This is a genomic window from Actinoplanes awajinensis subsp. mycoplanecinus, assembly GCF_001509495.1.
In the GTDB taxonomy this organism is placed as follows: domain Bacteria; phylum Actinomycetota; class Actinomycetes; order Mycobacteriales; family Micromonosporaceae; genus Actinoplanes; species Actinoplanes palleronii.
In genome coordinates this window covers 21,068-34,150 of the sequence record NZ_LLZH01000310.1, presented here as the reverse complement: position 1 = coordinate 34,150, position 13,083 = coordinate 21,068, and the positions used below count along the sequence as shown (strand labels likewise).

The 13,083-nt window shown below is 70.8% G+C and carries 14 protein-coding genes and 1 pseudogene; 3 read left to right on the top strand and 12 right to left on the bottom strand.

What is annotated here, in order from left to right:
* Positions 1–59 precede the first annotated feature (59 nt).
* From ADL15_RS39595 to ADL15_RS39575, 5 genes are all read right to left on the bottom strand, one after another.
* On the bottom strand, positions 60–875 hold the full coding sequence (locus tag ADL15_RS39595) for a hypothetical protein (RefSeq protein ID WP_157441878.1): 816 nt from the start codon (positions 873–875) through the stop codon (positions 60–62).
* A 155-nt stretch (positions 876–1,030) separates the two neighbouring features.
* A complete protein-coding gene (locus tag ADL15_RS39590; protein WP_067702865.1) occupies positions 1,031–1,339 on the bottom strand; it encodes a hypothetical protein in 309 nt (102 codons plus the stop codon).
* Between the two features lie 304 nt (positions 1,340–1,643).
* Entirely contained in the window at positions 1,644–2,420 is a 777-nt protein-coding gene (locus tag ADL15_RS39585; RefSeq protein ID WP_067702862.1) for an ABC transporter permease, read from the bottom strand.
* Positions 2,417–3,949, bottom strand: a complete 1,533-nt coding sequence (locus tag ADL15_RS39580; protein WP_067702860.1) for an ABC transporter permease subunit — start codon at positions 3,947–3,949, stop codon at positions 2,417–2,419. Before ADL15_RS39580 ends, ADL15_RS39585 begins: the two co-directional genes overlap by 4 nt.
* Positions 3,946–4,881 (bottom strand): ATP-binding cassette domain-containing protein, encoded by a 936-nt coding sequence (locus tag ADL15_RS39575; RefSeq protein WP_067702857.1) that lies wholly within the window; start codon positions 4,879–4,881, stop codon positions 3,946–3,948. The genes ADL15_RS39580 and ADL15_RS39575 overlap by 4 nt, the downstream gene beginning before the upstream one ends.
* A gap of 183 nt (positions 4,882–5,064) precedes the next feature.
* On the opposite strand from ADL15_RS39575, the pseudogene ADL15_RS39570 reads away from it, so the two are divergent.
* Together ADL15_RS39570 and ADL15_RS39565 are read left to right on the top strand one after the other, a co-directional pair.
* Positions 5,065–5,726: pseudogene (locus ADL15_RS39570) on the top strand (response regulator transcription factor).
* An 83-nt stretch (positions 5,727–5,809) separates the two neighbouring features.
* A complete protein-coding gene (locus ADL15_RS39565) occupies positions 5,810–6,817 on the top strand; it encodes a sensor histidine kinase (RefSeq protein ID WP_232344842.1) in 1,008 nt (335 codons plus the stop codon).
* 467 nt (positions 6,818–7,284) lie between these two features.
* Here the strand turns inward: ADL15_RS39565 and ADL15_RS39560 are convergent, their stop codons facing one another.
* Genes ADL15_RS39560 through ADL15_RS53540 form a run of 3 tightly spaced genes read right to left on the bottom strand, consistent with a single transcriptional unit; the run spans position 7,285 to position 8,374 of the window.
* Positions 7,285–7,674, bottom strand: coding sequence for a TY-Chap domain-containing protein (locus tag ADL15_RS39560; RefSeq protein ID WP_067702851.1), 390 nt, complete (start codon positions 7,672–7,674; stop codon positions 7,285–7,287).
* Entirely contained in the window at positions 7,671–8,162 is a 492-nt protein-coding gene (locus tag ADL15_RS39555) for a DUF6301 family protein (RefSeq protein ID WP_067702848.1), read from the bottom strand. The genes ADL15_RS39560 and ADL15_RS39555 overlap by 4 nt, the downstream gene beginning before the upstream one ends.
* Before the next feature lie 50 nt (positions 8,163–8,212).
* Positions 8,213–8,374 carry a hypothetical protein gene (locus ADL15_RS53540; RefSeq protein WP_157441877.1) on the bottom strand — a complete coding sequence of 54 codons (162 nt, stop codon included), beginning with the start codon at positions 8,372–8,374 and terminating at the stop codon, positions 8,213–8,215.
* Positions 8,375–8,408: 34 nt separating this feature from the next.
* Between ADL15_RS53540 and ADL15_RS39550 the strand changes: the two genes are divergently transcribed.
* Complete coding sequence (locus tag ADL15_RS39550; protein ID WP_067702845.1) at positions 8,409–9,068, top strand: thioesterase II family protein; 660 nt, start codon at positions 8,409–8,411, stop codon at positions 9,066–9,068.
* Here ADL15_RS39550 and ADL15_RS39545 read toward each other — a convergent pair.
* From ADL15_RS39545 to ADL15_RS39530, 4 genes are read right to left on the bottom strand one after another with little or no spacing between them, the layout of a single operon-like run.
* On the bottom strand, positions 9,044–9,463 hold the full coding sequence (locus ADL15_RS39545; RefSeq protein ID WP_232344841.1) for an NUDIX hydrolase: 420 nt from the start codon (positions 9,461–9,463) through the stop codon (positions 9,044–9,046). The two genes, ADL15_RS39550 and ADL15_RS39545, sit on opposite strands and share 25 nt — an antisense overlap.
* Positions 9,460–10,737 (bottom strand): glycosyltransferase, encoded by a 1,278-nt coding sequence (locus tag ADL15_RS39540; protein ID WP_067702842.1) that lies wholly within the window; start codon positions 10,735–10,737, stop codon positions 9,460–9,462. Before ADL15_RS39540 ends, ADL15_RS39545 begins: the two co-directional genes overlap by 4 nt.
* Before the next feature lie 10 nt (positions 10,738–10,747).
* Entirely contained in the window at positions 10,748–11,962 is a 1,215-nt protein-coding gene (locus ADL15_RS39535) for a type III PLP-dependent enzyme domain-containing protein (RefSeq protein WP_067702839.1), read from the bottom strand.
* A gap of 36 nt (positions 11,963–11,998) precedes the next feature.
* Positions 11,999–13,075 carry a Gfo/Idh/MocA family oxidoreductase gene (locus tag ADL15_RS39530; protein ID WP_067702836.1) on the bottom strand — a complete coding sequence of 359 codons (1,077 nt, stop codon included), beginning with the start codon at positions 13,073–13,075 and terminating at the stop codon, positions 11,999–12,001.
* Positions 13,076–13,083: the final 8 nt, after the last annotated feature.

Sequence of the window (13,083 nt, the reverse complement as noted above, 5' to 3'; positions counted from 1 at the left end):
GGCACCGAACATCGCCGGACACCGGCCCGACTGCACCCCAACACGGGGTCCCGGGCGATCTACGACCGGCGGGTGTCGGCCAACAGATTCCCGCTGCTGGCCGAGACGGTGGCCTCGGCAATGGCTTTGGTGTGGTGAGGGCTCAGCGTCACGAAGGCGAGGTCGCCGTCCTGGATCGCCGCCCGGAGCCGGGCCTCCGCCAGGGTCCGCCAGGTCGAGGCCAACTGCGGCGAGATGCCGCGCTGCTCCCCCACCTGGGCCAGGCTCGCTCCTTCGAGGCGGGTCGCGCCGATCAGGTACGCCTCGTCGGCGTCGACCACGCCGACCGCGACGGCCCGGGCGAGCACGAAGTCGGGGTGGTCGGCGGGCCGGGCCGGCAGGGCTGGTCCCGGTATCCCGGCGATCCGGGCGACCTGCTCCGCCGAGGCGTCCCGGACCTTGCGGGCCGCGCGCACCCCGGCCTCGATCAGCCGGCCACAGATCCGGGGGCTGTCCACGTCCACGGTGCGCAGCGCGGCCACGAATCCGGTCAGCAGTTCGGCGTCCAGGTCGTGGATGTCGCCTGGCCAGCCCGTTGCCAGCCGTCGCGCGGCGCGGCGCAGTCCGGGCATCGCGACGCCGGCCGCCGCGATGACCCAGCCGGGGCCGTCGCGGCGGGCGCGCATGACCAGGTCGCGCCAGACGATGTCGCGGTCCTGCGGGGTGGTCCGGGCGCACAGCAGCAGACCGCGCAGCCGGTCCAGCGGGATCGGGCCGCAGGCGAGCGCCTCGAGGTCACTGGTGTCGTAAGTGAACGCGGTCGGTGGGGTGAGCAGCAGCGCGAAGGCGCGCTGTGCTGCCTGCAGGGGCGATGACGGCCACGATGTCGCGGACATGGGCACCTCACGGAGGACGACCGGCACCGGCCGGGTGCCGGTGCGAGGTGCTCATCCGCTCACGGGCGCCGGACAGTCGGGCCGAGCGCGCCAACAGTTGCCCCAGTGTTGCCCGACAGCGGGTGCCCTTGTTGGCCAACCCCGGCCGCTGCCGGTCACTTCCTACTGGCTGCCGCCACGTCGGGCCAGCGCTTTCGGGCCGCTTGCCGGCTGATCCCGCAGGCCGTGCCCATCTGCACGTAGGTGGCGCCGGCGGCGCCTGCCCGGTGGGCGGCCTCGCGCTGCTGGTCGGCGACTTGCTCTTCGAGGAAGACCGTCGCCGCCAGGACCGCCAGTCGCACCCGGTGCTCGTCCATCCAGTCCGGCGAGTCCTCGCCGGCCATCATCCATTGGGCGATCCGCACCGTCATCTGCGCCAGTTCGTCCTGCACCAGATCGTGCTGGGCCTTCGTCAGCGCCGCCATAGCTGCTCCGTCGCATGCCGGGTGGCGACTCGATGCCCTACCGCCGGGTTGACGGGAGGTTGCCTCGAGTCACGGGTGACGAAGCGCTGGTGGGAACGGTGGTGACAACTTTGGTTGTCAACGCCAGCCTCACCGTGACAACCAAAGTTGTCAATGCCGATGCGGCTGCGGGGATGCTCATGGCGTACCCGAAAGGGTTTTGATCATCCCGGGTGGTGTCCCTGAGCCGCACGCGCCCAGAATCCTGAGCAGTGACACTCGGCCGGGCGCGTGGGCTGGGCAGCAACCCGGTAGCCGGGGTGCTTCAGGCGTCCCGTGTGCGTATCAGCAGGCCGCCCGCCACGAGCGCGGCGGCGGCCCACCCGGCGGTGACGCCGAGGCCGGCCCACGGGCTGAGGGGCAGGCTGCCGAGATCGGTGGTGGCTTGGACGGTAAGCCCGGCGCTCATCGGTGCGATCTGCTCGAGCCGGCGCTGCCAGTGTGGATCGCCGATCGCCTGGGCGAGGAGGGGAAGCAGGTAGAGCAGGCCGATCACGACCCCGATGCTGGTCGCGGAGCTGCGCACGACGGCGGCGATGCCGAGGCTGAGCAGACCGATCAGGGTCAGGTAGAGGATCGACCCCGTGGTCGCGCGGAGCGTCAGCGCGTCGGTCAGGGACAGGGCCGGGCGGCCGGGGGCGGCGGTGACGCCGTGGTGGGACAGGATGAGCCGCCCCGTCAGCAGTGATCCGAGAACCGCGATTGTCGCGGCGGCGGCTACCACACCGGTGAGCGTGATGGCCTTGGCCGCGAAGGCGGTGACCCGGTGCGGCACGGCGGTCAGCGTCGTGTGGATCATGCCGGAGCCGTATTCGCCGCCGATGACCAGTACGCCCAACACGACGGCGGGCGCCTGGCCGAGCACGACACCGATGAGGCTGAGCTTGGTCGGGTCACCGCCGCAACCGTCGCCCGCGCATGTCACCACCGAGGTCGCCGCGGCGCTGAGGGCCACTGTCGCCGCGATCATCCCGAGCATCAGCCACCTGGGGCCGGCGACGGTCCGTAGCTTCGTCCATTCCGCGTGCAGGGCCGGTCTCATCCGTCTCTCCGGTGGAGAACGACGGCCGCCACGGCCAGTCCGGCCACGGCGTAGCCGGCCAGGACGGCGAGCCCGGCCCACGGCACCAGCGGGTAGTAGCCCTGGTACGGCGTGTAGTGGCTGGCGACCTGGGGGTACTGCACAAGCGTCTGCTGGACGGCGAAGGCCGCGACCGGCGTCACCCTGGTCAGCCAGTTCGCCACGCTCGCGGGCATGAACGGGTTGGCGATCAGCAGGTACGGCAGCACGACGGCCCCGATGACGGAGGTGACCGCGGCGGCGCTGTCGCGGACGATGACGCCGACGCAGAGGGCCAGGATCGAGGCGGTCGCGAGCAGCGCCCCGGTGCCGAGCGCCACTCGCATCTCGGTCCAGGGCGTCACGGGGAAGATGAACACGCCGTTGGCCCGGGCGAGCCGCGCGCCGAGTGGAACCGCCAGAACCGCTCCCACCAGCCCGGCGACGAAGGTGACGGCTCCCAGCACGATCGCCTTGGCCAGCAGCACCCGGCCGCGCCTGGGGCTGGCGGCCAGGGTGACGTGGATCAGGTTCTTGCGGTATTCCGTGGTGATGAACAGCGCCCCCACCACGATCACGGCGATCAGCGCGGCGAACGTACCGGTGGTGAGGATGTCGTTGAGGGTGCCGCCGGTCGGCAGGGTCTCGCGGACAGCGGGCGCTATGTCGCCGGCGCCGGTCACCGTGAACCGGCCGCCGGACTGGGTGAACGAACCCGATCCGTTGCCCGGGAAGCCGGCGAAGGTGGGCGAGTGAGCGCCCAGCAGCTCTCCGGTCCACTCACCGCCGGTCCAGCCCCCGTGGAGACGAAGGTCCCCGAAGGCGGCCGTCGACACGCTGCCGGTCGTACCCATGCCGTCCACGACCTGCGGAGACGCGACGAACAGCCCGACCTGCACGCTCGATCCGAGCCCGCTCAGCTGCGCGGTCCCGACTTCGGCCCAGTTCGTACCGTCGGTGCCGGCGTAGCCGGTGATCGTGTCGCCCGAGCGGTCCAGCCGTAACCAGCGCACCGACGCGGCGGAGACCGGGCCCGGCAGTCCGGCCCTGTCGTTGACGTAGTTGTCCTGCATCCGCACACCGTGGCCGCCGGTGATCATGATTGCCGAGTAGGGCGATCCCTGGCGGGTGCTCTCCTTGACGATGAGCCCGGCCTTCGCCCACGGCACCACGCCGGGCCGCAGGTCCCCGAGGCCCTGGGGGATGCTGCTGTCGAGTGCGGAGACGGAGACCGTGACGCTGCCGTTTCCGGCCAGCGGCTGGTGCACGAAGTAGCAGGTGTCGGTGACCGCTTCGCCGCCCGGTCCGATCGGGACCGGCGGTGAGCCCTTCTGGTCGCTGCTGACTCCGGCGAGCAGGGCGACCAGCACCACCAGCAGTGTCGCCACCCCCATGCCTGCCACCCAGCCCAGCACCGTCCGGAACTTGGTCCACTCCGCGTGCAACACCTGACGGAACCCGTCGCGCGCGGTCCTTCGACCCGCCGGGTGGGGAGTCGTCACGGCGGTCACCGGGTGACCTCCGTGGGCGTCGCGGCGCGGAACTCGACCGCGTCGCGGGTGAGTTCCAGGTAGACGTCCTCCAGGGTGGCGCGGTGTGCTGACACCTCGGAGAACGGCACCACGCTCCGGTTGAGCAGCGTCACGATCCGATCCGCGGTCAGGCCGGAGACGGTGATGGTGTCGCTGCCGGTGGCCACCACCGTCGCGCCGGCGTGTGCGAGCACCGCCATCGCGTGCGGGCCGGCTGTGGTCCGCAGGGCCACCCGGCCCGACGAGGTGGCCGCGATCAGGTCGTTCACGCCGGCGTCCGCGATGGCTTTGCCGCGCCCGACCACCACGAGATGATCGGCGGTGTCCTGCACCTCGCTCATCAGGTGGCTGGACACCAGCACGGCGCGGCCCTGCGCGGCCAGCGACCGCAGGAAGCCCCGCATCCAGATGATGCCGTCAGGGTCCATGCCGTTGAACGGCTCGTCGAGCATGATGATCGGCGGGTCGCCCAACAGGGCCGCGGCGATCCCGAGCCGCTGGCGCATCCCGAGCGAATAGCCGCCGGCCTTGCGCCGGGCCGCCGAGGTCAGCCCGACCTGCTCGATCACCTGGTCCACCCGCCGCGCGGCCAGGCCCTGTGAATAGGCCAGCCAGAGCAGGTGGTTACGACCCGTACGGCTGGGATGCAGCGCCGCCGCGTCCAACAGTGCCCCGACGTGGTTCAGCGGGCATCGAAGGCTGCGGTAGGGCTTCCCGCCGACCAAGGCGGTACCCTCATCGACCGCGTCCAGGCCCAGGACCACCCGCATCGTGGTGGACTTCCCGGCACCGTTCGGCCCCACGAAGCCGGTCACCACGCCCGGACGGACGGTGAAAGACATGCCGTCGAGTGCCAGGATGGACCCGTACCGCTTACGCAGTCCGGTAAGGACGATTTCCGGGGCGCTCATCGCGGCGAACGCGAGGCTGCAAATGAACTCATGCCGGCAGTTGTACGCGGCACCAGGTTCCAGCCCGGTCGCAGCGGCTGCGACCCGGCGGGAACCTGAGGTCTGGCATCGTTGCGGCATGGCACCTCGAACCGGCGGCCGATTCTGCCGCCCTGCGCGCACGCCGATCGGCGGTGAGTGACGGTGAGGGTCCTCGTCGTCGAGGACTTCGAAATCCTCGCCCGCTCCATCGGAGCTGGCCTCCGCCGCGAGGGCATGGCCGTCGACGTCGTCCTGGACGGAACCGACGCCCTCGACAGCCTCGCCGTCACCCGCTACGAGGTGGTGATCCTCGACCGCGACCTGCCCGGTGTCCACGGCGACGAGATCTGCCGGCGACTCGCCAACGACCGCCGCGACACCCGTGTACTGATGCTGACCGCGGCCGACACGATCGAAGACCGCGTCGATGGACTCAGCCTCGGCGCGGACGACTACCTACCCAAGCCGTTCGCCTTCGCCGAACTGGTCGCCCGCGTCCGGGCGCTGGCCCGCCGGGCCACCCCGTCGCTTCCTCCCATCCTCTCCTGCGGGGACATCACCGTGGACCCTGCTCGCCGGGTGGCGTTACGCGCCGGGCGGCGTCTCGATCTCAGCCCGAAGGAGTTCGCGCTCCTGGAATGCCTGCTGGCCGCACCGGGACTGGTTCTGCCCGCCGAGGAACTCCTCGAACGCGTCTGGGACGAAGCGGCCGACCCCTTCACCTCCGCGGTCAAGCACACCATCCACCGGCTGCGCGCCAAACTCGGTGCCCCCCGGTGATCCAGACCATCCGCGAAGGCGGCTACCGGATCGGGCCGCCATGACCAACCCCCCGTTGATCCCCCGGCGATCCCTGCAGGCCCGGCTCACGCTGTTCTACGCCGCAGGCATCTACGCAGGCGGGATCGTGGTCCTCGCCACCGTCACCCTCCCGCTGGTCGGCATCCAGTCGACCATCCCCGCCCACAGCTCAGCACCGGCAACAGTGACCGGCACCGGGGAGGGGATCGGCCCGCACCAGCTTCTCGTCGGCTCCGCCGTCGCGCTCGCCGTCCTCATCCCGGTCGCCCTCGCTGCCGGATGGTTCGTTGCCGGTCGATTCCTCGGGCCGCTGCGGGCTATCACCGCCACCGCGACCGCGATCTCCGCCGGGAACCTCCACCACCGCCTCAACCTCGGCGAACCCGCCGACGAGCTGACCGAACTGGGCGCCATCCTCGACGACCTGTTCGCCCGCCTGCAAGCCTCCTTCGACGCTCACCGGCACTTCGTCGCCAACGCCTCCCACGAGCTACGCACCCCCCTGGCCGGCCTGAGAACCCTCCTCGAAGTCACCCTCGCCGACCCCGACGCCGACGCTGACGCCCTGCGCTCGGCCTGCCAGGAAGCCCTCGCTCTCGGCGGACACCAGGAACGGCTCGTCCACGCCCTGCTCGCCCTGGCCACCAGCGAGCGCGGTCTCACCCGCAGCGACACCGTCGACCTGGCCCAGGTCGCCACGGGAGTACTCGCGTCCCGCCGCGACCGAGCAACACGAACGAATATTGAAATCACGGAACACCTGGCGTCCGCGGTGATGGCCGGGGACCCGAGACTGGTCGAAAGCCTCGTCGCCAACCTCGTCGACAACGCCATCCGCCACAACCATCCCGGCGGGCACATAGAGATCACCACGCAGACGTCCGGCAGGCAGGCGACCGTCACGGTCACCAACAGCGGGCCGGTCATCCCCGACAACCAGATCCCGCGCCTCTTTCAACCCTTCCAGAGACTGGCGCGCGACCGGCACAGCCGCCGCGACGGCTACGGTCTCGGCCTGGCCATCGTCAACGCTGTCGCCCAAGCCCACCACGCCACCCTCACCACCAGCGCACGCACCGAAGGCGGCCTGGCCATCACCGTACGGTTTCCCTAACAGGCACAGCAGGGTTCACCGCTGCAGGCAATCGCCTTGAGCCGCTGGTTGACCGCCCTGCCGCCGGGTTGACGGGAGGTTGCCTCGAGTCACGGGTGACGAAGCGCTGGTGGGAACGGTGGTGACAACTTTGGTTGTCACCGCCAGCCTCACCGTGACAACCAAAGTTGTTAATGCCGATGCGGTTGCGGGGATGCTCATGGCGTACCCGAAAGGGTTTTGATCATCACGGGTGGCGTCCCTGGGCCGAACGCGCCCAGGATCCTGAGCATCGACACTCAGGCGGCCGCGGGCTGGGCCGCATAGCGGACGAACACCGCCAACGGCGGCAGCAGGAGCGGCGGGGTCACCGCCGGCGAGGTCCGGGCCAGCCCGGCGCCCACCAACACAAGAACCTCGCAGCGAAAACCGCCAGGCGCACCAGGTGTTCGTTCAGCCGGTCCGGTGAGCCCCGCCGACCATCGGCGTCAGACGGTGAACGAGCGCTCGGTGACGTCGGCCGGGCCGGCGACCAGGTAGACGTCGCGCAGGGTGCACACCATGAGATCGACGACCCGGGCGGTATCCACGTCCGACAGTGGGAGCCGGTCGATGTCGTACCACCAGTTGTTGCGCCCCGGCGGGTCCGGCGGTAGCCAACCCTTGTCCCGCAGCCGCTTTTCCTGCTCGGGGGTGAGCCGCCCGTCGGGCGGCAGGAACTCGTTGGCGGTCGCTTCCAGGGTGAGGCCGGTCGGGCGCTGGATCAGCTGGGTGTAGCGGTTGCCGGCGGCTTTGAGGCTGATCACCTCCATGGTCTGCAGCCCGGGCAGCCGGGCCCGGAGCCGGGCGGTCAGGTCCTCCCAGGAGGCGGCGCTCATGCCAGGGCCTCGGCGACCCGGTCCCATTCGTCCTGGTACCAGTTGCTCGCCCAGGTGAGCGTGACCGCGCTCTTGAGCTGCCGGATGAGGACGGTGGACTCGACCAGGCGCCATCGGCCGATGAGTGGTTCCGGCACCGGGCCGGGCGTGGGCGGGCCGAACACCGTTGTTGCCTCGGCGACGGCGCCGGCGAAGGCTGCGGCGAGGAAGTGGTCCCGCGGTGGCCCCGCGTCTCGGACGGTTTCCGTGACGCTGAACATGACGGCCTCGACTCGGCTGTCCCGGAAGGTCATTCGCACTTCGTCGTCGGGCACGCCCAGCCCGGCGTCGGCGAAGGCGCCTTTGCCGTCGAGGATCTCGAGCAGGGTCCAGTGCATCTGGCGGCACAGGTCCTCGACGGCCGCCGCCTGCCACGGCCAGGCGATGTCCCTGATGGTGGTCAGCTGTGCTCGGAGCGCACCAGGATCGCTGACGAACCAGGTGGTCATGCGCTTCTCCTCGTCGTGACGTCGGTGGAAATCCTGTCACACCGATCTCGCTACGGTGTTCCGGCCACACGGATGTCGCCCATGCCGAGCCGCTTGGGATCGATCTTGTAGTTGGTCACTGTCACCGAGCCGTCGGCCGCGGTCTGGACCAGCCGGTATTCGATCCGGCTCGGGTCGCGGTCCGGCCCGGCAGTCGCATCTTGTGGGGACATGCGCCGGTGGGCCGGACCCGCCGACCATGGTCGGGTGCGTGCCACCGACTGGTTCATCCCCCTGTCCGCACCCGATCGAGCCTCGGCACACGTCTATGCGTTCCCACAGGCAGGTGGGGGTGCGACCGCCTTCGCCCCGCTGGCCGACGCGTTGGGGCCGGAGGTCGGCGTGTGGGCTCTGAACCTTCCGGGCCGGCGGGCCCGGTTCGGTGAGCCGCCCCGGACCGATCTGGACGCGCTGCTCGGCGAGCTGGCGAACCACGTTCCGCAGCGAGCTTCGGCGGTGCTGTTCGGCTACTGCTCCGGCGCCCTGCTCGCGTACCTTCTGGCCGCCAGGATGCACCGGGCCGGCCGAGGTCTCCCGGCCGGGCTGGTCGTCGCGTCCTACCCCGCCCCGGACCGCGCCGAGCCGGCGCCAGCCCCTCCACACCATGCCCGGCGAGGAGTTCTGGGCCGAAATCCTGTCCTACGGCGGCATTCCCGCCGGCGTGGCGTCCCAGCCGACTTCCGGGAGATCTTCGAGCCGGCCCTGCGCGCCGACTACGAACTGCTCGCCGACTACCGGTACCGCGACGTTCCCGCGCTGCCACTGCCGATCACCGCGGTCGTCGGCACGACCGACGCGGTGCTGCGCGCCGACGACGTCGGCCGGCGTGCGGAGGGTTCGGGTCAGTCCCGCAGCAGGCCCGCGTGATGCAGATGAGCAAAGATGATCTTGTCAACGGGTGACACCCGGTCCCGGTCCCGCAGCGTCAGCCAGACGAGCTCCGCGATCTCGCTCGACGCGGCCAGTTCACCGGCGTAATCGGCGGTGTAGCAGGTCATCCGCACGGTGATGCCCGCGGCGTGCCCGTCGGCCTGCGCCTCGAAGGTGCCCAGATGCGTCGCGCTCGCCGCGTCGATCCGCACGGTGAGCTCCTCGCGGATCTCGCGGACCAGCGTGTCCAGGTCGGACTCGCCGGCCTCCCGCTTACCGCCGGGAAGGTAGTAGACCTGTTTGCCGGCGGATCGGGTGCTCAGGACCCGGCCGCCGGTCAGGTGGATCCAGGCGATCTTGTCAATCAGCGTTGATCGGCTCTGCTCGGTCACCGCTGCGATGGTAGTGCCGGTGCGGGGCCGGGGCCCGGCGCCGCGCTCGGGCCGGCCGCCGGCGTGACGATCACGCGACGCCCGATGCGGTGCGCCTCGGCCAGGAGACGATCACCCCAGCGGTCCCGCAGCCCGTCCAGCCGGGAGGTGACGACGACGAGGTCCATCGACTGCGGCGGCAACGGCGTCCGCAGCCCGATGGCACGATGCAACTGATGGCGGCCCCCGCCGGTGTCCGGCTCGAGGGTCTCGTCGAACTCGAACAGTTCGGCGTCCGGCAGATCGGCCGGCAGCGCCGCCCCGCATCCGATGACGGCCAGCCGGCCCGGCCGCACCGGCAGCCCCGGCGACAGCTCGGCCCGCACGTCCACCTCGCGCGCCTGCCGGGTCCAGGCGAGGAAGTCCCGGTAGACCCGTTCCAGCTCGAACGGCTCACCCTCCTCGGTGAACACCGCCCAGGTCAGTTCGGCGAGCGGGTCGTCGCGGTACTCGTCGACGAACTCGGCGAGGTTGATCCGGTTGCTGAGCAAGTTCTTCTCGACGTCCCGCTCGTGCGGCGACTCGATCGACCACGCCTCCCGGCTGAAGGTGATCGGCACGCCGGCGCGGAACAGGCGCAGGCCGAGTTCGATGTCCTCCAGCCCCCAGCGCGCGTAGCTCTCCCGGAACCCGCCGGCCCGCCAGAAGTCCTCGGCCCGCACCGAGCAGTTCATCGTCCAGAAGACCTGCCACGGCGTGGCGTATCCGCTCAGGTCGAAGGCGAACGCGGCGAGCGCCTCGTGGCGCCAGTCCCAGAACGCCGGGTCGTCGCCATGCCGGGCCACGACCGCCTCCGGCGTACTGTCCCGGAGGATCCCGGCCAGGTCGGTGTGCCGGTTCCACAGCCGGTAGCCGTAGGCGTACCCGGCCACCGCGAGCCCGGTCGCCGGCCCGCGGGCGTGTGCTCGCAGGTGTTGCTCGACGAGATCCGGGCTGGCCAGGGTGCCCGCGTCCAGGAACGCGAGGAGCGGGGCGGCGGCGAGTCGCGCGCCCCCGTTGCGGGCGGCTCCCGCGCGGTACCCGACGTCCTGCTGGTACCGGTACCGCAGCGGCAGACGCTCCCGGAACGCACGGCAGAGGTCGAAGGTGGCGTCGGTGGAACCGTCGTCCGAGACGATCACCTCGAAACGGTCGGACGACGTCCGTTGCAGCGCCAGGCTCTCCAGGGTGTCGGCGAGTGCGCCGCACCGGTTGTAGGTCGGGATCACCACCGACAGGGACGGCAACGCGTGCATGGTGCGCTCCTCAGGCATCTTCTCGGCCGACCACGATCCGGGTGCGCTCGAGCTCGGCACCGTCGTCGACCACGATCTCGACCGGCAGCGGGTGACCGTGGAACAGCGCCAGCGACGAGTGCAGCCCGTACGCGCCCACGTTGGGCACCGCGACCAGATCCCCGGTACGCATGGCGGGCAGTTTCGCGCTGTGGCTCCATCGGTCCAGCGGGTGGCACAGCGGCCCCGAGACGATGTGCTCGTGGAGTTCGCCGGCCCGCTCCGCGGTCACCAGTTCCGGCTCGATGCCGTCCTCCTTGCCGAGCCCGGACATGCCGCCGAGGTGATGGACGCCGGAGTCGAGCACGAGGATGCGCCGCCCCTGCGTGCGCTTCACGTCGAGCACCCGGGTCAGGAGAGTCCCGCAGGTGGCGGTCAGGTAGCGCCCGGACTCGAAGACGATGCGCTGCTCACCGGTGCGCCACGCCGGGACCCTGCGGTCGAACAGCTCCTCGAGGCGCTGCCGGAGCGTGGCGAAAGTGGGCAGGGGTCCGCGCCGGGCGTACGGCGCCCCGAAACCGCCCCCGAGGTCCAGCACCGGCAGACGGCGGGCGAGCGCCGTCTGGATCTCCTCGGCGACGTCGAGCGCGTACCCGAAGACCGTGATCAGGGCGTCCTCCTCGGCGATGTTGCTGCCGAGGTAGAGGTGCAGCCCGGCCAGCCGGACGTGGGGCCGGTCGGCGAACGACCCGGGCCGGTCACGGACCTCGGTGGGTTCGACCCCGAACTGCGACACACCGCCCGTCATGGCCAGCCCGGCGCCCGGCGGCCGCCGGGGCGGGTTGACCCGCAGGAGCGCCGAGACCGGCTGGGCGTGCCGCCCGGCGATCGCCTCCAGCTGGACGAACGCCGCGGCGGAGTCCAGCGAGAACCAGCGGACCCCGGCCTCCACCGCGGTGTGCAGGTCACGATCGCGTTTGCCGGGGCCGGTGTAGAGGACGTCGCCGGCGTGGAAACCCGCGTGCAGCGCCGCCCCCAGTTCGCCGGGGGAGCTGACCTCGGCACGGCAGCCCGCCCGGGCGAGCTCGCGCAGGACAGCGGGGTGCGGGTTGGCCTTGAGTGAGTAGAGCAGCGTCGTCGGGGACGGCAGCGAGGCGACCAGGCGCTCGTGCGCGGTCCGGACCCGCCGCACGTCGTAGACGTACGCCGGGGTCTCCTGATCCTCGGGGTCGAACGGTGGCGGCATGGCACTCTCCCGGTTCGGTGTTCGGCGAAGCCACCGTCAGCCGGACACCGACCTGATGATGCGCTGCATCAGGCGGATGTCCTGGCAGGCGTCTTCGCCGCTGGTCAGCGGTGCGACGGAAGGGTCGGTGACGCAGCGGTGGAAGTGTTCGAGCTGCTTCGTGAAAGCGTCCTGGTAAGAGCCTTGGAGGGTTCTCGTGACGGCGGCCGGCCGGCCGGGCCCCGAACCGTTCTCGTGGATCCGGACGGTGGAGGGAAGGTTCCGCAGGAACGGGTTGGACACCTCGATCGCGACCGTCTGCTCCGATCCCCAGACGGTGAGGCTCTCCTCGAACCGGTACTGCCGCGAGGACGTCCCCTCGAAGACCACCTGAAGATCCTGGGGGTACGAGAGCAGCGCGGTCAGTGTGGTGCCGGACGAGTCGATGCTGGCGCTGACCGACGTCGGCTCCTGCGGGAACGCCGCTCGCAGCAGGTTGATGTCGTGGCTCCACACCCCGAACATCTCCATGTAGGCGGTGAACACCGGGTCCGGGAGGTCACCGAGTTCGGCGAGCACCTTGGCGCGCCTGCCCTGGTCGTCCTGGACGTTCGGCACTCCCGCGGTGCGCCGGACGGCCTGCAGCTCAGGAATGATCCAGTTGCCGTAGTCCGGGCCCACGTGCAGGTGCACGCGCGCGAGGTGCGGAGCCGCCATGGTACCGATCTCGGTGAGCCCGCGGCGTACGTCCGGGTCATGCCGTTTCATGTACCCGACCATGAGCCGCGCGCCGGATCGCTGCGACGCTGCGACCAAGGCCTCCGCTTCCCGCAGCGTGTAGCAGAGTGGCTTCTCGGCCAGGGTGTGCACGCCGTGTTCCAACGCCGTCAGCGCGGGTGCGAAGTGGTCGCGGTTGAGGATGACGACCGCGTCGAGGCGCTCGGCTTTCAGCATCATATCGAACGATTCGTACACGGCCGGATTCCCGTGGACCGCGGATGCGTGCTCGGCCAGGTCCCGGGCGCTGTCACAGACCGCGACCAGCTCGAAGAGCTCACCCAACGCGCGAAGACCGGGCAGATGCGCCAGTTGCGCGATCATGCCGCAGCCCAGGACACCGACACGCACCACCATGGATCCAC